Source organism: Streptomyces sp. NPDC090994 (assembly GCF_044768905.1).
In the GTDB taxonomy this organism is placed as follows: Bacteria; Actinomycetota; Actinomycetes; order Streptomycetales; family Streptomycetaceae; genus Streptomyces.
The window spans coordinates 82,745-102,948 of record NZ_JBIVWS010000011.1 but is presented as its reverse complement, the minus strand read 5'-3'; the positions used below and the strand labels follow the sequence as shown (position 1 = coordinate 102,948).

The 20,204-nt window shown below is 72.9% G+C and carries 10 protein-coding genes and 1 tRNA gene; 10 read left to right on the top strand and 1 reads right to left on the bottom strand.

The annotated features are described in order from the left end of the window. The first annotated feature begins 240 nt into the window (after positions 1-240). From ACIQR3_RS22855 to ACIQR3_RS22810, 10 genes are all read left to right on the top strand, one after another. Positions 241-2,625, top strand: coding sequence for a sodium-translocating pyrophosphatase (locus ACIQR3_RS22855; RefSeq protein WP_403541729.1), 2,385 nt, complete (start codon positions 241-243; stop codon positions 2,623-2,625). A 216-nt stretch (positions 2,626-2,841) separates the two neighbouring features. Further along, positions 2,842-3,438, top strand: coding sequence for a small secreted protein (locus ACIQR3_RS22850; protein WP_403541726.1), 597 nt, complete (start codon positions 2,842-2,844; stop codon positions 3,436-3,438). A 49-nt stretch (positions 3,439-3,487) separates the two neighbouring features. After that, entirely contained in the window at positions 3,488-5,011 is a 1,524-nt protein-coding gene (locus ACIQR3_RS22845) for a methyltransferase (RefSeq protein ID WP_403541724.1), read from the top strand. Positions 5,012-5,476: 465 nt separating this feature from the next. After that, the gene (locus ACIQR3_RS22840; protein ID WP_403541721.1) at positions 5,477-5,674 is read left to right on the top strand and encodes a hypothetical protein; all 198 of its coding nucleotides are present in this window, start codon (positions 5,477-5,479) and stop codon (positions 5,672-5,674) included. Positions 5,675-6,115: 441 nt separating this feature from the next. Beyond that, the gene (gene topA, locus ACIQR3_RS22835) at positions 6,116-8,998 is read left to right on the top strand and encodes a type I DNA topoisomerase (RefSeq protein WP_403541719.1); all 2,883 of its coding nucleotides are present in this window, start codon (positions 6,116-6,118) and stop codon (positions 8,996-8,998) included. 127 nt (positions 8,999-9,125) lie between these two features. Further along, the gene (gene tmk / locus ACIQR3_RS22830) at positions 9,126-12,539 is read left to right on the top strand and encodes a dTMP kinase (RefSeq protein WP_403541716.1); all 3,414 of its coding nucleotides are present in this window, start codon (positions 9,126-9,128) and stop codon (positions 12,537-12,539) included. A gap of 350 nt (positions 12,540-12,889) precedes the next feature. Continuing rightward, positions 12,890-14,095: a DNA polymerase III subunit delta' gene (locus tag ACIQR3_RS22825; protein WP_403541714.1), complete on the top strand. Its 1,206-nt coding sequence runs from the start codon at positions 12,890-12,892 to the stop codon at positions 14,093-14,095. A gap of 156 nt (positions 14,096-14,251) precedes the next feature. Beyond that, positions 14,252-15,826: an alpha/beta hydrolase gene (locus ACIQR3_RS22820; RefSeq protein WP_403541711.1), complete on the top strand. Its 1,575-nt coding sequence runs from the start codon at positions 14,252-14,254 to the stop codon at positions 15,824-15,826. Positions 15,827-15,966: 140 nt separating this feature from the next. Next, positions 15,967-16,040 (top strand) — tRNA-Thr (locus tag ACIQR3_RS22815). Between the two features lie 219 nt (positions 16,041-16,259). Next, positions 16,260-18,302, top strand: a complete 2,043-nt coding sequence (locus tag ACIQR3_RS22810; RefSeq protein ID WP_403541708.1) for a hypothetical protein — start codon at positions 16,260-16,262, stop codon at positions 18,300-18,302. Here the strand turns inward: ACIQR3_RS22810 and ACIQR3_RS22805 are convergent. Continuing rightward, entirely contained in the window at positions 18,299-20,059 is a 1,761-nt protein-coding gene (locus tag ACIQR3_RS22805) for a translation initiation factor 2 (RefSeq protein ID WP_403542010.1), read from the bottom strand. The two genes, ACIQR3_RS22810 and ACIQR3_RS22805, sit on opposite strands and share 4 nt — an antisense overlap. Between the last annotated feature and the right edge of the window lie 145 nt (positions 20,060-20,204).

Below are 20,204 nucleotides of genomic sequence, written 5' to 3'. Positions count from 1 at the left end.
ACAGTGGTTCCGTGCGGGAGCCGAGCCGAGTGAATTCCTTTACGGGCAGTCCGATTCTGTAAAGCTGGACCGCGTCCATTGATCTCGGTCCGGTCCGGTCCGGTCAATGCGTCAAAGGCATTACGCATTACTCTTTCCGCTTGACGGGTCGAATACTTTTGTCATGCTCTATTGAGAACCGGTTCCGGTATCTAGAATCCGTCCACATCTTGAGCTCAGCCCAAGCGTCAAGGAGGACGAATGGCGGAGCTTTCCACCTCACAGCAGTTGGCCGCGGAACTGACCGACGGCAACCGCCTGCTCGTCGCCGTCATCGCCGTCGTGGCCCTGGCGGCGCTGGTGGTCGCGGGCGTCCTGGTGCGCCAGGTGCTCGCGGCGGCCGAGGGAACCGACAGCATGAAGAAGATCGCGGCCGCCGTCCAGGAGGGCGCCAACGCCTATCTGGCCCGGCAGTTGCGCACCCTCAGCGTATTCGCCGTCGTGGTGTTCTTCCTGCTCATGCTGCTGCCCGCGGACGACTGGAAGCAGCGGGCCGGACGTTCGATCTTCTTTCTGATCGGCGCGGCGTTCTCGGCGGCCACCGGATATATCGGTATGTGGCTCGCCGTGCGCAGCAATGTGCGCGTCGCCGCAGCGGCCCGGGAAGTGACGCCGGGGCCGGGTGAACCGAAAAAGGATCTCACCCTCGTATCGCACAAAGCGATGAAGATCGCATTTCGTACGGGCGGGGTCGTCGGCATGTTCACGGTGGGGCTCGGCCTGCTGGGCGCCTCCTGTGTCGTACTGGTGTACGCGGCCGACGCGCCGAAGGTCCTGGAGGGCTTCGGGCTCGGCGCGGCGTTGATCGCGATGTTCATGAGGGTGGGCGGCGGCATCTTCACCAAGGCCGCCGACGTCGGCGCCGACCTGGTCGGCAAGGTCGAGCAGGGCATCCCGGAGGACGATCCGCGCAACGCCGCGACCATCGCCGACAACGTGGGCGACAACGTCGGTGACTGCGCGGGCATGGCCGCCGACCTCTTCGAGTCCTACGCCGTGACGCTGGTCGCCGCGCTGATCCTCGGCAAGGTGGCCTTCGGGGACGCCGGGCTGGCGTTCCCGCTCCTGGTCCCGGCGATCGGGGTGGTCACCGCCATGATCGGCATCTTCGCGGTGGCGCCGAGGCGGGCCGACCGCAGCGGGATGAGCGCGATCAACCGGGGCTTCTTCGTCTCCGCGGTGATCTCGCTCGTCCTGGTCGCGGTGGCCGTCTTCGTCTACCTCCCGGGGAAGTACGCGGAACTGGACGGCGTCTCCGACGCGGCCATCGCGGGCAGGAGCGGCGACCCGCGCGTCCTCGCGCTCGTCGCCGTGGCGATCGGCATCGTGCTCGCCGCGCTGATCCAGCAGCTCACCGGCTACTTCACCGAGACCACCCGACGCCCCGTCAGGGACATCGGCAAGACCTCGCTGACCGGCCCGGCCACCGTCGTCCTGGCCGGCATCTCCATCGGCCTGGAATCCGCCGTGTACACCGCCCTGTTGATCGGCCTCGGCGTCTACGGGGCCTTCCTGCTCGGCGGCGCGTCGATCATGCTGGCGCTGTTCGCGGTGGCGCTGGCCGGCACCGGTCTGCTCACCACGGTCGGCGTGATCGTCGCCATGGACACCTTCGGCCCCGTCTCCGACAACGCGCAGGGCATCGCCGAGATGTCCGGCGACGTCGAGGGCGAGGGCGCGCAGGTGCTCACCGACCTGGACGCGGTCGGCAACACCACCAAGGCCATCACCAAGGGCATCGCCATCGCCACGGCCGTCCTGGCGGCGGCGGCACTCTTCGGGTCGTACCGCGACGCCATCACCACCGGCGCGCGGGACGTCGGCGAGCGGCTCAGCGGTGCGGGCGCGCCGATGAGCCTGATGATGGACATCTCCCAGCCCAACAACCTCGTCGGGCTGATCGCGGGCGCGGCGGTCGTCTTCCTCTTCTCCGGCCTGGCGATCAACGCGGTGTCGCGGTCGGCGGGGGCGGTGGTGTTCGAGGTGCGGCGGCAGTTCCGGGAACGGCCCGGGATCATGGACCGCACCGAGACCCCGGAGTACGGCAAGGTCGTCGACATCTGCACGCGGGACGCCCTGCGCGAACTCGCCACGCCCGGGCTGCTCGCCGTGCTGGCGCCGATCTTCATCGGGTTCACGCTCGGCGTCGGCGCCCTCGGCGCGTTCCTGGCGGGCGCGATCGGCGCCGGCACGCTGATGGCGGTGTTCCTCGCCAACTCCGGCGGCGCCTGGGACAACGCCAAGAAACTGGTCGAGGACGGCCACCACGGCGGCAAGGGCAGCGAGGCGCACGCCGCCACCGTCATCGGCGACACGGTCGGCGACCCCTTCAAGGACACCGCCGGACCGGCCATCAACCCGCTGCTGAAGGTCATGAACCTGGTGGCGCTGCTCATCGCGCCCGCCGTGATCAAGTTCTCCTACGGTCCGGACGAGAACGTCGGGGTCCGGGTGCTGGTCGCGGCGGTCGCCTTCCTGGTCATCGCCGGCGCGGTGGTCGTCTCCAAGCGGCGCGGCATCGCCATGGGGGACGGGGACGACAGCGGACGGGAGCCCAAGACGGCGGACCGGGCGGTGGTTTCGTAGGGCGGCCGGGTCGCTGTCGGCCAGGAACCGGGCGGACGGCGCGTAGTGACGTGCCGTCCGCTTGCGGCGTGCGCGTGCGCGCCCCCTCACCAGGGCGTCCGCGCAGCTCCAGTGAGCCTTCTCTCGCTTGGTTCAAATGGCTGCAATAGCGGTCGTATCGGATGTTGGTCACGCGGTTGTCGCCCGGATGGCGTGTATGTTCCGGGGCCGAGAGCCATGGAAGGGACCAATCCGGTGAACAAGAAGCTCGCGGCCGCACTGTCCGGCGGTGCGGTACTGGTACTGGCGCTGACGGGATGCGGCGGCGACGACAGCAGCGACAAGCTGAACTCCTGGGCCAAGCAGGTCTGCGAGGGCGTACAGCCGCAGGCCAAGAAGATCGAGGCCGCCAACGCCGCGATCCAGAAGCAGACCTCGGACAGCAGTCAGCCGGCCGACGTGCAGAAGACCGACGCCCAGGCGTTCCAGGACATGTCGGACGCCTACAAGGCGATGGGCACGGCGGTGCGGAAGGCCGGGGCGCCGGACGTCGAGGACGGCGAGAAGAAGCAGAAGGCCGCGGTCGCCGAGCTGAACCAGCTGTCGACGTCGTACGCCTCCCTGAAGAAGCAGGTCGAGGAGCTGGACACCGAGGACCAGGCGAAGTTCGCCGACGGGCTCAAGGACATCGCCACCGAGCTGAACAAGCTCAGCGAGAGCGGCAACGACGCCCTCAAGGCGCTGGAGGAGGGCGACGTCGGCCAGGCGATGGCCCAGCAGGCCAGCTGCAAGTCGGCCTCGGCGTCGGCGTCGGTGTCCGCGACGACGAGCTGAGGTTCATCGGCCGACGGGCGGCGGACGCGATCAGGGTCACAATGGGGGCGTGAGTAACGCCGACGCCCTCTCCCCGCTGCCCGCAACCGACCGCCCCGACGTCACCGCCCGGCTCCGGGAGGCGCTGCTCGGGGCCTCGTACACCGCCGACGGACTGCTGGAGCTGCTCGGCGCCCCCGCCTACGCGGCGCTCTCCCGGAGCGAGACCGTGCCCGCGCTGCGCGCCACGCGCGGCGAGACACCGCTGGAGCTGCTCGTGCGGCTGTTCCTGCTCCAGCAGCCGGTGCCGTACGCGCGCGTGGCGGCGATCCTGCCCGTCGACGCCTGCCTGGAGAGCGGCTGGCTGGTGCGGGCCGGTGACGACGAGGTGGCCGCCACCGTCGACGTACGGCCCTACGGCGGGTCCGACGGCGAGGACTGGTTCATCGTCTCCGACCTGGGGTGCGCGGTCGGCGGCGCGGGCGGTATCGGCAGCCGCGCGGAGGGCGTCGTCCTGGGTGTCGGCGGCGCCTCCACGACGCTGGCCGGGCTCACCGTCCGTACGCCCGTCGCCGCCGCCCTCGACCTCGGCACCGGTTCCGGCATCCAGGCGCTGCACGCCTCCCGGCACGCCACGCGCGTGACGGCGACCGACGTCAACCCGCGCGCCCTGCACATCACCGGCCTCACCCTCGCCCTGTCCGGGGTCCACGGAGCCGACCTGCGCGAGGGGTCGCTCTTCGCGCCGGTCCGGGACGACGAGCGGTACGACCTGATCGTCTCCAACCCGCCCTTCGTGATCTCGCCGGGCGCCCGGCTGACGTACCGGGACGGCGGGATGGGCGGGGACGATCTGTGCCGCACGCTCGTTCAGGAGGCGGGGGAACGGCTGACCGCCGGCGGGTTCGCGCAGTTCCTCGCCAACTGGCAGCACGTGGAGGGGGAGGAATGGACGGACCGGCTCCGCTCCTGGGTGCCGCGCGGCTGCGACGCCTGGATCGTGCAGCGCGAGGTGCAGGACATCACGCAGTACGCCGAGCTGTGGCTGCGGGACGCGGGCGACCACCGTGACGACGTGGCCGCGTACCAGGCGCGGTACGACGCGTGGCTGGACGAGTTCGAGGCGCGGGGGGTCCGGGCCGTCGGCTTCGGCTGGATCACGCTGCGCCGCAGCGACGCCGCCGAACCCTCGGTCACCGTCGAGGAATGGCCGCACCCGGTCGAGCAGCCGCTCGGCGAGACGGTACGGGCGCACTTCGACCGGATCGACTACCTGCGGACCCATGACGACGCGGCCCTGCTGGAGGCGTGCTTCACGCTGGCCGGCGAGGTCGTCCAGGAACAGGTCGGGCTGCCCGGCGCGGAGGACCCGGAGCACGTCGTCCTGCGGCAGAACCGCGGCATGCGCCGGGCCACCCGCGTCGACACGGTCGCCGCCGGGTTCGCCGGCGTCTGCGACGGCACGATGAGCGCGGGCCGCATCCTGGACGCGATCGCGCAGCTGCTGGGGGAGGACCCGGTACTGCTCCGGGACCGTACGCCCGCGCAGATCCGGCTGCTGGTGGAGCAGGGGTTCCTCGAACCGGTGGGGTGAGGGGTGCTGCCTGTCCGGGGGGGCGGGTGTTTGCGGGGGGCCGGACGTCCGGGGCGCGGATGCCTGTGGGGGGCCGGTCGTCCGGGGCGCGGATGCCTGTGGGGTCCCGCTCGTCCGGGGCGCGGACGTCCGTGGGGTGCCGCCCGCCTGGGTCGCGGACGTCCGTGGGGGTGCCGAGACGGCTCCGGAAGTCGTCCCCGTCGGGTGAGCGGCCGACGCCGGTCCGCGCACGGCACGGGCACCCTCGGCAGGCACACCGGCACCCGCCGTGACGAGCCCCGCGCACCGTCGGCAATCGGCCATGTCGCCGCCCGGGCGACGGGGCCGTGCGGCGTCCCGGGCGACCGGGCCGTGAGGCGTCCCGTCGGCTCCTTGTTCACCTCCGCTTCGCCTGGCCGCTGCCCGCGCGTGTCACCCTCCGTGAGACGTGGTACTCGCGGACGGAAAACAAGGGGCACGGGAGCCATGGAGCGTGGACCGGCGATCTTCGTGGGCGTGGTGTTCGTCCTGTTCGGAGGCGGTCTGCTGGCGTGGACCGCGTCCCAGGTGCGCTATCGGCGCCCCGTCGCCCAGGGTGTGAGCCCCGTCGCATCGGCGACCGTCGCGAGCATCGCCGCCGTGGTCGCGCTGGCCGTCGGCGCCTGGTGTCTGACGCGCGCCTGACGTACGTAGGACGCGTGCCTCGGACACGGGCCTGCGGCCCGCCGCCGCCCCGATGCCGCCGCACCCCGGCCCGCCCCTGACGAGCGCCGGTCGGGCGTTCGGCGGACGTCCGGCGGATGCCCGGCGGACATCCGGAGGGTGCCCGGCGGGCGCCCGACGAGCGTTCCGCGTGGCGGATTCCGGAGGTCGCGGACGCCGCCCGGGGCGTAACCGAAAGATCGCGCTCCGGATACACCCGGGAAAGCCCGTGGGCACTCCGGGCGGCAGGAAGCGGGTCGGTCGGGTTACCGTTCGAGTGGCCGTTGCGGGCTTTTCCCGTTTGACACGGGGGCGGGAGGTACCGTCACACTCCGCAGCGTCACGAGCGAACAAGGAAGCAGGACCCGACCCCGGACCCACGCCTGGGGCAGTCCCCAGCGTCGACCGGAGAGAAGAGCGAAGTTGTCCCCGACCAGCGAGACCGCAAACGGCGGCCGCCGACTCGTCATCGTCGAGTCGCCTGCCAAGGCGAAGACGATCAAGGGCTACCTCGGCCCCGGCTACGTCGTCGAAGCGAGCGTCGGGCACATCCGCGACCTTCCCAACGGCGCCGCCGAGGTGCCGGAGAAGTACACCGGTGAGGTCCGCCGCCTCGGCGTGGACGTCGACCACGACTTCCAGCCCGTCTACGTCGTCAACGCCGACAAGAAGGCGCAGGTCAAGAAGCTCAAGGACCTGCTGAAGGACTCCGACGAGCTCTTCCTCGCCACCGATGAGGACCGCGAGGGCGAGGCCATCGCCTGGCACCTCCAGGAAGTCCTCAAGCCCAAGATCCCGGTCAAGCGCATGGTGTTCCACGAGATCACCAAGGACGCGATCCGGGACGCCGTGGCCAACCCGCGCCAGCTCAACCAGAAGCTGGTCGACGCCCAGGAGACCCGCCGCATCCTCGACCGGCTCTACGGCTACGAGGTCTCGCCGGTCCTGTGGAAGAAGGTCATGCCGCGCCTGTCGGCGGGCCGCGTCCAGTCCGTCGCCACCCGGCTCGTCGTCGAGCGGGAACGCGAGCGGATCGCTTTCCGTTCGGCCGAGTACTGGGACCTGACCGGCACGTTCGGCACGGGCCGGGCCGGCGACGCGAGCGACCCCTCCACCCTCGTCGCCCGCCTGCAGACCGTCGATGGCAGGCGGGTCGCACAGGGCCGCGACTTCGACTCCCTGGGACAGCTGAAGAGCGCGAACACCCTCCACCTCGACGAGGCGAACGCCCGCGCGCTCGCCGCCGCCCTGGAGAGCACCGCCTTCTCCGTCCGGTCCGTCGAGTCCAAGCCGTACCGCCGCTCGCCGTACGCCCCGTTCCGTACGACGACGCTCCAGCAGGAGGCGAGCCGCAAGCTCGGCTTCGGGGCGAAGGCGACGATGCAGGTCGCCCAGAAGCTGTACGAGAACGGCTACATCACCTACATGCGTACGGACTCGACGACCCTGAGCGACACGGCGATCTCCGCCGCCCGCGCCCAGGTCACGCAGCTGTACGGCGCCGACTACCTGCCCGCGCAGCCGCGGACGTACGCCGGGAAGGTCAAGAACGCGCAGGAGGCGCACGAGGCGATCCGCCCCTCCGGCGACCGCTTCCGCACGCCTGCCGAGACGGGCCTGACGGGTGATCAGTTCAAGCTGTACGAACTGATCTGGAAGCGGACCGTCGCCTCCCAGATGAAGGACGCCACCGGCAACAGCGTCACCGTCAAGATCGGCGGCACGGCGGCCGACGGCCGGGACGTCGAGTTCAGCGCGTCCGGCAAGACGATCACCTTCCACGGCTTCCTCAAGGCGTACGTCGAGGGTGCCGACGACCCCAACGCCGAGCTGGACGACCGCGAGCGCCGGCTGCCCCAGGTGAGCGAGGGCGACGCCCTCACCGCCGAGGAGCTCACGGTCGACGGCCACGCCACCAAGCCCCCGGCCCGCTACACCGAGGCGTCGCTGGTCAAGGAGCTGGAGGAGCGCGAGATCGGCCGCCCGTCGACGTACGCGTCGATCATCGGCACGATCCTCGACCGCGGTTACGTCTTCAAGAAGGGCACGGCACTCGTCCCGTCCTTCCTCTCCTTCGCCGTGGTCAACCTCCTGGAGAAGCACTTCGGGCGGCTCGTCGACTACGACTTCACCGCCAAGATGGAGGATGACCTCGACGCCATCGCCCGCGGCGAGGCCCAGGCCGTGCCGTGGCTGCGGCGGTTCTACTTCGGTGAGGGCTCGGGTGCCGGCGGCGCGGCCGAGGCCGGCAACGGCGACGGCGACCACCTCGGCGGCCTCAAGGAACTGGTCACCGACCTCGGCGCGATCGACGCCCGCGAGGTCTCCTCGTTCCCGGTCGGCAACGACATCGTGCTGCGGGTCGGCCGCTACGGCCCGTACATCGAGCGCGGCGAGAAGGACTCCGAGAACCACCAGCGCGCCGACATCCCCGAGGACCTGGCGCCCGACGAGCTGAGCGTCGAGCTGGCGGAGGAACTGCTCGCCAAGCCGAGCGGCGACTTCGAGCTGGGCACCGATCCGGCCACCGGGCACACCATCGTCGCCAAGGACGGCCGCTACGGCCCGTACGTCACCGAGGTGCTCCCCGAGGGCACCCCGAAGACCGGCAAGAACGCGGTCAAGCCGCGCACGGCCTCCCTCTTCAAGTCGATGGCGCTGGACACGGTGACGCTGGACGACGCCCTGAAGCTGATGTCGCTGCCGCGGGTCGTCGGCACCGACGCCGAGGGCGTGGAGATCACCGCGCAGAACGGCCGCTACGGCCCGTATCTGAAGAAGGGCACGGACTCGCGGTCCCTCACCTCCGAGGAGCAGCTCTTCACGATCACGCTGGAGGAGGCGCTGGCGATCTACGCCCAGCCCAAGCAGCGCGGCCGGGCCGCGGCCAAGCCGCCGCTGAAGGAGCTGGGCACCGACCCGGTCAGCGAGAAGCCGGTGGTCGTCAAGGACGGCCGCTTCGGGCCGTACGTCACCGACGGGGAGACCAACGCGACGCTGCGCTCCGGCGACAGCGTCGAGGAGATCACCCCGGAGCGCGGTTACGAACTGCTCGCCGAGAAGCGGGCCAAGGGGCCCGCCAAGAAGACGGCGAAGAAGTCGGCCGCGAAGAAGGCCCCGGCGAAGAAGACGGCCACGAAGACGGCGGCTGCCACGAAGAAGACCGCTGCCAAGAAGACGGCGGCCAAGACGACGGCCGCGAAGAAGACCGCTGCGAAGAAGACGGCGGCCAAGACGACCGCGAAGAAGACGACCGCGAAGAAGACGACCGCGAAGGCCACCGCGTCCAAGGGTGCCGAGGGCTGAGGTTCTGTCCCTCTCGGGGAACGCCTCTCTTCGCGAAACGAACGCCCCGGCATCGATTCGGTGTCGGGGCGCGCGTGCGTTCGGGCGGGGAGGCGGTGTTGTCGGCGGCTCCCGATAGGCTGAACGCATGACGCGAGCCGAGCAGCCCACGGCCTCACACCCGGCCCCTGACGACGCGCTGGTGGCGGACTCCCGCGAGCGCGCCATCCGTGCCCTGTTGCGCCGGCCGCAGTTGCGGCGTTTGTGGAGCGCCCATCTGGTGGGCGGCGTCGGCGACACGCTCGCCCTGCTGGTCCTGGTCCTGCTGTCCGTTCAGGCGGCCATCTCCGTCGGCTCGTTCGGCGGTGGCTACCGGGGCGTGGCGTTCGCAGTGGCGACCGTTTTCGCGGTGCGCATCCTGGCGACCGTGCTCTTCGGCGCCGTACTGCTCGGACCGCTCACCTCGCTCACCTCGCAGGACGGTCCGCTGGACCGCCGCTGGACGATGGTCGGGGCCGACGGCCTGCGGGCGGCGCTGCTGATCGTCGCGCCGCTGTGGATCGACTGGACGCCGGACGACGCCCTCGCCGCCCTGCTGGCGACCGTCTTCGTCGTCGGCGTCGCCGAGCGCTTCTGGACGGTGTGCCGGGAGAGCGCGGCCCCCGCGCTGCTGCCGGCGCCGCCGCTGGAGGGCGCGACGGTGCGCCCGCTGCCCGACCACCTGGACACGCTGCGCCGGCTGTCGCTGCGTACCGGCTTCGTGTCGGTGCCCCTCGCGGCGGTGGCGCTCGTCGTCGCCGGGCTGCTCAACAACCTGCTGGGCGCGGGGATCGGCTGGTTCGCCGAGCACCAGGCGGCCCTCGCCTCGTACGTCGCGGCCGGACTGTTCGCCGCGTCCGTGTCGGTGGTGGCCTTCCTGGAACTGCCCGCCACGCGCACCCCGCGCGCGCGGTCGCCGCTGGAGGGGCTGCGCCGCCCGAGGAGCGGCACGGGCGCCGACAAGGGCCGCACCGGTGTGCTGCCGCTGCTGGTGCTGGCCTGTGCCGCGGTCGCCGGCGCGGTGGCCGCCGCGGTCTCCGTGGCCGTCCTGCACGCCAAGGACCTGGGCGGCGGGCCGGTGCTGTACGGGCTGGCGGTGGGCCTGCTGACCGGCGGCGTGGTCGTCGGCATCCGCACGGCGCCCGCCCTGCTGCCCTCGCTGTCCCGCCGGCGACTGCTGGCCCTGGCGATCGCCGTCGAGGGCATCCTCCTGCTGGTGGCCGGCCTGGTCCCGGACGGCACCACCGTGCTGCTGCTCCTGGCGCTGGCCGGTGCCTGCGCGGGCGTGGCCGCCAACGTGGGGCACGCCCTGCTCGACCAGGAGACCGAGGAGGCCCGCCGGGCCCGGACGACCGAGCACCTGCACGCGTGCGTGCGGTTCGTCGTGGCGCTCGCCGCCGTGATCGCCCCGCTGGTGGCCGCGGGCATCGGGCCGCACCGGCTGGAGAACGGCAAGTTCGTCTTCGCGCACGGCGGCGCCGCGTTCACGCTGATGCTGGTCGGCGCGCTGCTGCTGCCGGTGGCGGCGCTGGTGCTGGCCAAGGTCGACGACCGCTCCGGAGTGCCGCTGCGGCACGACCTGCGCGACGCGCTGCTCGGCGGCGACGACCCGGTGCAGGCGCCCGCGGCGGGCGGTTTCTTCATCGCCCTGGAGGGCGGCGACGGCGCCGGGAAGTCCACCCAGGCCGAGGCGCTCGCCGAGTGGATCCGCGGCAAGGGCCACGAGGTCGTCCTCACCCGTGAGCCGGGCGCGACGCCGGTCGGCAAGCGGTTGCGCTCCATCCTGCTGGACGTCTCCAGCGCCGGACTGTCGCACCGCGCGGAGGCGCTGCTGTACGCCGCCGACCGCGCCGAGCACGTCGACACGGTGGTCCGGCCCGCCCTGGAGCGCGGCGCGGTCGTCATCTCCGACCGGTACATCGACTCCTCGGTGGCCTACCAGGGGGCCGGCCGCGACCTGTCCCCGACCGAGATCGCCCGCATCAACCGCTGGGCGACCAACGGGCTGGTGCCGCACCTGACGGTCCTGCTGGACGTCTCGCCGGAGGCCGCCCGCGAACGGTTCACCGAGGCGCCCGACCGGCTGGAGTCGGAGCCCGCCGAGTTCCACGCGCGCGTACGGGCCGGTTTCCTGACCTTGGCCGCCGCCGACCCCGGGCGGTACCTGGTGGTCGACGCCGGCCAGGAGCCCGAGGCCGTCACCACCGCCGTACGGCACCGGCTCGACCGGGTGCTGCCGCTGTCCGAGGCCGAGATCAAGGCCCGGGAGGAAGCGCGCCGCAAGGCCGAGGAGGAGGCGCGGCGCAAGGCCGAGGAGGAGGCCGCGCGCAAGGCCGAGGAAGAGCGGCTGGAGCGTGAGCGCCTGGCGGAGCTGGAGCGGCTGCGCAAGGAAGAGGAAGAGCGCAAGCGGCGCGAGCTGGAGGAGGCGCAGCGGCGCGAGGCCGAACGGCAGGCGGAGGAGGCCCGGCAGCGGGCCGAGGAAGCCCGCCGCAGGGCCGAGGAGGAACGGCAGCGGCTCCTCGCGGAGGAGAAGGCACGCGCCGAGGAGGAGGCCCGGCGCAAGGCCGAGCAGGAGCGGCTGCGCAAGCAGGCGGAGGAAGAGGCGCGGCTGCGGGCCGAGGCCGAGGCCAAGCGCCTGGAGAAGCAGCGCAGGGCCGAGGAGGCGCTGCTGCGCGCCGAGGAGGCCCGCCGGGCGGCGGAGCAGGCGGCGGCAGCGGCAGCGACCGGACCGCGGCCCACGGCGCCGCCCGCGGCGGACGCCCCCCGGCGCTCGACGCCCCCGGACGCGATGACCGTACCGACACCGCTGGTCACGCCGACCAACGCCGCCGGCGGTCCGCTGGAGGAGACGGCGGTACTGCGACCGGTGCGGGACGAGCCCGCCGACCGGCCCTCCGCCGGGGGGCGGGAACGCGTCAGCCTCTTCAAGGACGACGAGGACGCGGGCGGGCACTCCGGGGCGTCGTCAGGGTCGGCGTCCGGGGTGCCGTCCGGGGTGTCCGAGGCCGGGGTGTCCGAGGCCGGGGTGTCCGAGGCCGAGGTGACGGCTGAACTGCCGGTTCCGCCGGTACCGGACGCTTCGCCCGGCGCGGCGGAGGAGACGACGGTGCTTCCGGCGGTGCGGCCGGGCGAGGCGGAGGTGACGGCGGAGCTGCCGTCGGTGGCGCCCGGTGCGGCCGACGAGACGGCCGTGCTGCCCCAGGTGCGCGAGGACGCGCCGGCCGACCGGGTCCCGCCGGGCTACTTCCGGGACGAGGAGCGGAGCGCCGGGCAGGGCGGGTCGGACGGGCGGGGCGGGCCGGGCGGTCCGGGCGGTCCGGGCGACGGCGAGGACCGTACGCGGGAGCTGCCGCAGGTCGATCCCGACGGCGTCCCGCAGGCCCCGCGGCGCAGGCCCCGGCCCGACTGGGCGGAGGAGACGCCGCTGGACGACCTGCCGACGCTGGCGGACGAACTGCTCGGCCCGCGCGCGGACGACGGCGACGACGAAGGCCGCCGGGGCCGGGACGGCCGGGGTCACTGACCGGCAGGCGTCCGGGCCGTCGGCGTCCGGGGGCTGCGTCGACGTCCGGGGGCCGCGTCGACGTCCGGGGGCCGCGTCGACGTCCGGGCCGTCGGCGTCGGGGCCGGGCCACGGCGGCCGGGCCGTCGGCGGTCCGTTGTCAGTGGTCGCCTCCACAATGGAAGGACGCGGCGCGGAAGGCGACGCGGAGGAAGAGGAAAGTGACAGCTGCCGCGCGGGCAGTGCACAGAGGGCGCGCGGGCAGTGCCCAGGCCGCGCACCCAGGCCGTGCACGGACAGTGCGCGGCAGGCGTGGGCAGTGGCACGCGTGGGCAGTGGCACGGACAGTGCGTGGAAGGACGGCGTGACCCATGACCGTATGGGACGACCTGGTCGGGCAGGAGCGGGTGAGTGAGCAGCTCGCCGCCGCCGCCCGGGACGCCGACGCCCTCGTCACGGCCGCCGCGGCCGACACCCCGCCCCCCGCGGCGTCGAAGATGACGCACGCCTGGCTGTTCACCGGCCCGCCCGGCGCGGGAGTGACGAAGACGGCGCGGGCCTTCGCCGCCGCGCTGCAGTGCGTGAGCCCCGACCGCGCGCTCGGCGGCGTCCCCGGCTGCGGATTCTGCGACGGCTGCCACACCGCGCTCGTCGGCACGCACGCGGACGTCAGCACGGTCGCCGCGGTGGGCTCGCAGATCCTCGTGGAGGACATGCGGGACACCGTCCGCAAGTCGTTCACCTCGCCGGCGAACGGCCGCTGGCAGATCATCCTCGTCGAGGACGCCGAGCGGCTGAACGAGAAGTCGGCCAACGCCGTCCTCAAGGCCGTCGAGGAACCGGCCCCCCGCACGGTCTGGCTCCTGTGCGCCCCCTCGATCGAGGACGTCCTGCCCACGATCCGCTCCCGCTGCCGCCACCTGAACCTGAGCACGCCCTCCGTCGACGCCGTCGCCGACATGCTCGTACGCCGCGAGGGCATCGAACCGGACGTCGCCGCCGCCGCGGCCCGCGCCACCCAGGGCCACGTCGACCGGGCCCGGCGGCTGGCCACCGACCCCGCCGCCCGCGCGCGCCGTGCCGCCGTGCTGAAACTGCCGCAGCGCGTCGAGGACGTGGGCGGCGCGCTCAAGGCCGCCCAGGAACTGGTCGACGCGGCGAGCGAGGACGCCAAGCAGCTCGCCGAGGAGGTGGACGGCAAGGAGACGGAGGAGCTGAAGGCGGCACTGGGCGCGGCGCAGGGCGGCCGGATGCCGCGCGGCACGGCGGGCGTGATGAAGGACCTGGAGGACAAGCAGAAACGGCGCAGGACCCGCACCCAGCGCGACAGCCTCGACCTGGCCCTGACCGACCTCACCGCCTTCTACCGCGATGTCCTCGCCCTCCAGCTCGGCTCCCGGATCGCCCTCGCCAACACGGACGCGGAGGACGCCCTGGAGCGACTGGCCCGCGCCAGCACCCCGGAGGCCACGCTCCGCCGTATCGAGGCGATCGCCGCCTGCCGCGAGGCCCTGGACCGCAACGTGGCACCGCTGCTGGCCGTGGAGGCGATGACGATGGCACTGAGAGCGGGCTGAGCGGACGGCGCCGGAGACCGGGAAAGACCGGAGGCAGAGGGAGAAGCAGAGAGAGGAGCAGAGAGAGGAGCAGAGAGGGAGGGGGCCGGGTAACTCGTCCGTGGCACATCGAGCACGCACCGCGTTCGATCCATCGCTGAGCGTTACGCTCGCCGGATGTACACAAGGCGCACTCTCCGCAGAACCCGTACCGGTCTCGCACTCCTCACCGCCGCGCTGTTCGCCGCCGCGTGCTCCTCGACGGGCGCGTCGACCTCCGCCGGCCCGGCCTCGGAAGCGTCGCCGGCCGCGCTGCCGCGGGCGACGCCGTCGGCCCTGTCGCCGTACTACGGGCAGAAACTGAGCTGGCGCGACTGCGGCGTCCCCGGCTTCCAGTGCGCCACGATGAAGGCGCCCCTCGACTACGCGCGCCCGTCCGACGGGGACATCCGCCTCGCCGTGGCCCGCAAGAAGGCCACCGGCCCGGGGAAGCGGCTGGGATCACTGCTGGTGAACCCGGGCGGACCGGGCGGCTCGGCGGTCGGCTACCTCCAGCAGTACGCCGGCGTCGGCTACCCCGAGGAGGTTCGCGCCCGCTACGACATGGTGGCCGTCGACCCGAGGGGCGTGGCCCGCAGCGAACCCGTGGAGTGCCTCGACGGCCGCAAGATGGACGCGTACACGCGGACGGACGTCACTCCGGACGACGAGCGGGAGACCGAGGCGCTCGTCGCCGCCTACAAGAACTTCGCCGAGGGCTGCGCCACCGACGCCCCCAAGCTGCTCCGGCACGTCTCGACCGTGGAGACGGCCCGCGACATGGACCTGCTGCGCGGCGTGCTGGGCGACGAGAAGCTGACGTACGTGGGGGCGTCGTACGGGACGTTCCTCGGGGCGACGTACGCGGGGCTGTTCCCGCACCGGGTGGGCCGGCTGGTGCTGGACGGCGCGATGGACCCCTCCCTCCCCGCCCGGCGGCTGAACAGGGAGCAGACGGCCGGCTTCGACACCGCGTTCCGGTCCTTCGCCGAGGACTGCGTACGGCGGTCAGGCTGCCCGCTCGGCGGCAAGGGCACCACGCCCGGCCAGGTGGGCAAGAACCTCAAGAGCTTCTTCAAGAAGCTGGACGCCCACCCGGTCCGCACCGGTGACACCGACGGCCGCACACTCACCGAGTCCCTGGCCACCACGGGCGTCATCGCCGCCATGTACGACGAGGGCGCCTGGCCACAGCTGCGCGAAGCCCTGACGGCCGCGATGCGGAAGAACGACGGCACCGGCCTGCTGGCCCTGTCCGACAGCTACTACGAGCGCGACCCCGACGGCACCTACAGCAACCTCATGTCCGCCAACGCCGCCGTGAACTGCCTCGACCTCCCGGCGGCCTTCTCCTCACCCGACGAGGTCCGCGACGCGCTCCCCGACTTCGAGAAGGCGTCCCCCGTCTTCGGCGAGGGCCTCGCCTGGGCCTCCCTGAACTGCGCCTACTGGCCCGTCCAGCCCTCGGGCGAACCCCGCCGCATCACCGCCGACGGCGCCTCACCCATCGTCGTGGTCGGCACCACCCGGGACCCGGCGACCCCCTACCGCTGGGCCCGGTCCCTGGCCGCCCAGCTCTCCTCCGGCCGCCTCCTCACCTACGACGGCGACGGCCACACCGCCTACGGCCGCGGCAGCACCTGCGTCGACTCCACGATCAACACCTACCTCCTGCGGGGCACCGCCCCGGCGGACGGAAAGCGCTGCTCGTAGCCGACCCGCACACCGGCCCCGCACCGGCTCCGCAACAACCCCGCACCGGCTCCGGGGCCCACCCGGGGCCGGTACGAAGCACCCCGCGAAACTGTGTAGACTTACCGACGTCGCTGATCGCACCCTGGTGCGCAGGACACGCCGCCTTAGCTCAGATGGCCAGAGCAACGCACTCGTAATGCGTAGGTCTCGGGTTCGAATCCCGAAGGCGGCTCCGTGGTGAACCGCAGGTCGAAGTTATGACCTGCGGTTTTTCCTTTTCTCGGGCGGGCGGGTGTGGGGTCGGAGGGGCGGGGGCTCGGTGGTGTTCCGGGTGGGCCACCCGCTCGTCGGGGCGTCGAGACCTCGGCCGGGGATTCCGTTCTGCCGGGCGCCGGGCGGGGGAAGTCTCTAGAGTGCATGATCGTCGGGCAGTGCGTGCAGGGTGCTGTGGATGGTCGAGGGGACTGTGGTGAGGGTCGAACTTCCGCCGGAGCCGGTGTACTTCGTCAACCGCGACGAGGAGCGGGAACGGGCCGTGCGGGCCGTGGCGGAATGGCGGAGCCGGTCCCGTCCGCTGGTCCTGGCGCTGAGCGGGCCGGGGGGTTCGGGGAAGACGGAGCTGGCCGGCCTGATCGCCCGTACTCTGCTCGACCGCTACTCCTTCACCGATGGTGTGCTGTCGGTCGACCTCGACGACTTCCGGGCGGACGGCGTGCTCGACCCCGGTGACGTGCTGTCCCAGCTGCTGTACTCGCTCGACGTGGCGCCGGACCAGGTGCGAGCCCCGTACGCGGCCCGTTGCAGGCAGTACTGGAACAGGACCGCGGACGCGAAGCTGGTGCTGGTGCTGGACAACGCGCGCTACGCCTCGGAGGTCGTCCCGCTGCTTCCGGCGTCCGGCGGCAGCGTGGTGATCGTCGCGAGTCACGGTCCGCTGCACGACCTCGAAGCCGGCGCGGCGGTGGAGCTGCCGCTGCCGCCGCTGGAGGAGGGGGCGGCCATGGAACTGCTGGAGCTGATCGTCCGTGACCACCGGCTGGCCGCCGATCCGGAGGCGGCGCGGGCGGTGGTCCGATTGTGCGACGGGCTCCCGGCGGCCCTGCACGTGGCGAGCCGGTGGGTGCGTACGCACCGGCTGCGTCCGCTGTCCCGGATCCTCACCGATCTTCAGGCCGAGCTGGACGAGAAGGGGGTGTCGGGCGTGGAGCACATCTGGGACACCGCCTACGCCGGTCTGTCCGGCCCGGCGGCCCTGCTCTACCGGTTGCTGCCGCACCATCCGGGGGAGACGTTCACGCTGCACTCCGCCACCGCGCTGTCGGGGCTGGACCCGGAGGACTGCCAGGACGCCCTGGAGGAACTGGACCGGGCCGGGTTACTGGACCTGCGTCCGCTGTCGTTGACGGTGGCGGGCCAGATGAGGCTGCCGGGGCCGCAGCGCGGGCACGCCCTGCGCCAGTCCCGTGGGGAGACGGGGGACATCGGCGGCGTGGTGGCCGAGGCGCAGGTCAGGGTGGTGCGCTGGCTCGTGCGGCAGGCCCAGCTGGCCGACCGGTTCGCCGCCGGGCGCCGGCTGACCGTTGTGGATCTCTTCGACCCCGTACCCGGTGTGCCGGACGCTCCGCTGGAGGATCCGGCGGCGGCCGGGGACGACGGAACGCGGGCCGGACGGGCGGAACGCGCGGCGCGCTGGCTGGCCGAGGAACGCCATGTGCTGTTCGCGTGCTCGCGCCTCGCCCACGGCCGTGGGATGGACACGGAAGTCGTGGCCCTGTCCGAGCCCGTGTGGACGCACGCCCTGGACCACCCTCACCAGACCGAGGTCGTCGAGGTCTTCCGGCGTGCCGTCGACTCGGCGGCCCGGCACGGCGGGAACGCCGGGTGGCTGGTGCGCACGCGCTGTCAACTGGCCAGGTTCCTGTGGGAGTCGGGGGAGCTGGACGAGGCCCGGGACCAGATCGACGGCGCGATGTCCGCCCTGGCACTGCTGGGGAACTCCGAACGGGACCGCAAGCTCGCCGCGTCGGCCGTCGAGCACCGCGGCATGCTCAAGGGCGCCCGGGGTGAGTGGCGTGCGGCGCTGGACGACTTCGCCGGCTCCCGCGACCTGCACCGGGCGATCCCCAACCCCTACGGCGTCCTGCTCCAGACCTATCGGATGGGGGAGGCGAGCGCGAAGACGGGCGATCTCGAGGCGGCGCATCGGCTGCTGTCCGAGGCGTACAGCGGGTTCGTGGAGCAGGGGCGCGAGAGGCTGATCGGACGCTCGGCGTTCGCCCTCGCCGGTGTGCTGCGCCGCCTGGGCCGGGCGGACGAGGCCCGTGCGCTGTACGTACAGGCGCTCGGGCGGGCCGACAGGCGGCGCTCGGGCTTCGACCTGGCACGCGTCCATGACGCGCTCGCCGAACTCGACGCCGCCGAGGGGAACGTGGCGGAGGCCGAAGAGCACCGCGCCGAGGCCCGGAGCCTCCGGCGGCGTGACGGCCTGGTCTAGAACGTCTGCGTGGCCTCGGCGTCCGTGGCCGGGCGGAGGGTGGTGCGGAAGGTCCGGTCGCCGATGAGGCAGTTCAGGGTGATGGGACTGTCCGGGGCGGGCCGGGTGGAGACCAGGCGGGCGTACGCGGCCGACAGCGCTACGGCGGGGTCGAGCCGTACGATCCGGCCTCCTTCGGCGCGTGGTTCGGCCCGGACGGCGTACGTGTGCTCGTGGCCGCGGACTCGGAGCAGGCACTCTCCGGACGGCAGCACAGCGGCGGCCGAGCGGCAGTTCGGGTAGGCGGACAGGGCGTGCCGGGTCCAGCCGTCGGCCGTCCAGGCCAGGTCCACGGGGGTGGCGGAGGGGGTGGCGGAGGGCGGGAGCGGGCGGCGGTACAGCAGGCCGGCGGAGCGGCAGAGTTGTTCGCCGGCGGCGCCGTGTTCCGCGGCCAGGTGGTGGGCGGGCGGGCCGGTGCCGGCGGGGTGGCGGGTGATCCGGATGGTGGGGGCGGTGTCGGGTCTCGTGGTCTGGTCGGTGGTGGCGGTTCCCGTCGTCTCGTCGGTGGTGGTGGTGGTGGTGGCGGTGGCGGTGATGGCGGTGGTGGGGGTGGTGGCGGTGGTGGCGGTGGTGTTCGTCGTGTCCGCGGTGTCTGTGGTCTCTGTGGTCTCCACGTGTACGTCGAACGCCGCGGGGGTGCGCTGGGCGGGTGCGGGTGAGGGCAGTGGTCGTGGTGGGACGGGGTGCGTGGGCGGTGTCAGGCCGAGCAGGGCGTAGACCTCGGTCCGCAGGCGGTCCGCGGCGTCGCCGGGCGGCGCGAACGCGGCCTCGGCGGCGGCCTGTCCGGGGCCGGGCCGGTAGGTCCGGAGCGCGTCGACGATCTCCTCGGCCCGTACCGGCCGCGGTACGCGGTCGAGGAGTACGCCCATCGGGCTGTCGGGGATCAGTTCGCCGCCGCCCTGGTGGACGCTCACGACGGGGCGGTCCTGGGCGGCGCAGTAGTACAGGGCGGTCGATCCGTGGTCGGTGACCAGGGCGTCGGCGGCGATCAGGACGGAGGCCCACTCCTCGTGGGGGGCCGGCAGGACCATTCCGGCGTCGAGGGCCGGTGCCAGCCGTTCGGTCAGCTCGTACGTGCCGAGCAGGCTGCGCTCGTTGGGGTGGATCACGAGCGCCAACTGGTACTCGTCGTGGGGCAGATGGGCCGCGAGCGCGGCGGGCAGGCCGGGGTGTCGCCGGATCAGGGACTCCGGTCCCCAGGTGGAGACCAGGACCAGCAGTTCGCGGGCTCCGGTGCCCAGTGCCGCCCGGTAGCGGTCGCGCAGGGACGACGAGGCGAGCACCCGCTCCAGCGTGAGGTCGCCGATCACCTTCGCCCGCCGGGCCGCCCGCGGGGCCACGGCGGCCACCGTGGCGACCTGATCGGGGTGGGCCAGGGCGTGCAGCGCTATCGGGGCGTCGTGCTCGGTGCGGCGCAGGTAGGCCGGGTCCAGTCCGGAGGCCGAGTCGGCCGAACCCTCGCCGGGGATCGACTTGTTGAAGCCCGCGCCGTGCGGCAGGAGGACGTGCGGGCCGCGCAGCAGTCGCAGGTCGCCCTTCGGGCTGGCGGCGACGACCAGGTCGTAGGAGCGGTGGCACGCCTCGCTCCAGGGGACCGTGCGGCCGCCGAGGGTGTCTATCGCCGAGAGGGCGTCCGCTCCGAAGTCGGAACCGGGGACGAGGGTGAAGAGGCGGGTGATCCGGGCGTCACCGGAGAAGACGGGGAGCACGTCGAGCAGGCGGTAGAGGGCCACCGCCGACCGAGCCGCGAACAGAACCGTTCGCCCGTCGCCCGTCGCCCGTCGCCCGTCGCCCGTCGCCCGTCGCCCGTCGCCCGTCGCCCGTCGCCCGTCGCCCGTCGCCCGTCGCCCGTCGCCCGTCGCC

Bases quoted from the DNA above. Each gene is read 5' to 3' on its own strand.
- tmk (WP_403541716.1), top strand. From the start codon at position 9,126: ATGACGCGAGCCGAGCAGCCCACGGCCTCACACCCGGCCCCTGACGAC.
- ACIQR3_RS22820 (WP_403541711.1), top strand. From the start codon at position 14,252: ATGTACACAAGGCGCACTCTCCGCAGAACCCGTACCGGTCTCGCACTC.
- ACIQR3_RS22840 (WP_403541721.1), top strand. From the start codon at position 5,477: ATGGAGCGTGGACCGGCGATCTTCGTGGGCGTGGTGTTCGTCCTGTTC.
- ACIQR3_RS22850 (WP_403541726.1), top strand. From the start codon at position 2,842: ATGGAAGGGACCAATCCGGTGAACAAGAAGCTCGCGGCCGCACTGTCC.
- ACIQR3_RS22855 (WP_403541729.1), top strand. From the start codon at position 241: ATGGCGGAGCTTTCCACCTCACAGCAGTTGGCCGCGGAACTGACCGAC.
- ACIQR3_RS22825 (WP_403541714.1), top strand. From the start codon at position 12,890: ATGACCGTATGGGACGACCTGGTCGGGCAGGAGCGGGTGAGTGAGCAG.
- ACIQR3_RS22810 (WP_403541708.1), top strand. From the start codon at position 16,260: ATGGTCGAGGGGACTGTGGTGAGGGTCGAACTTCCGCCGGAGCCGGTG.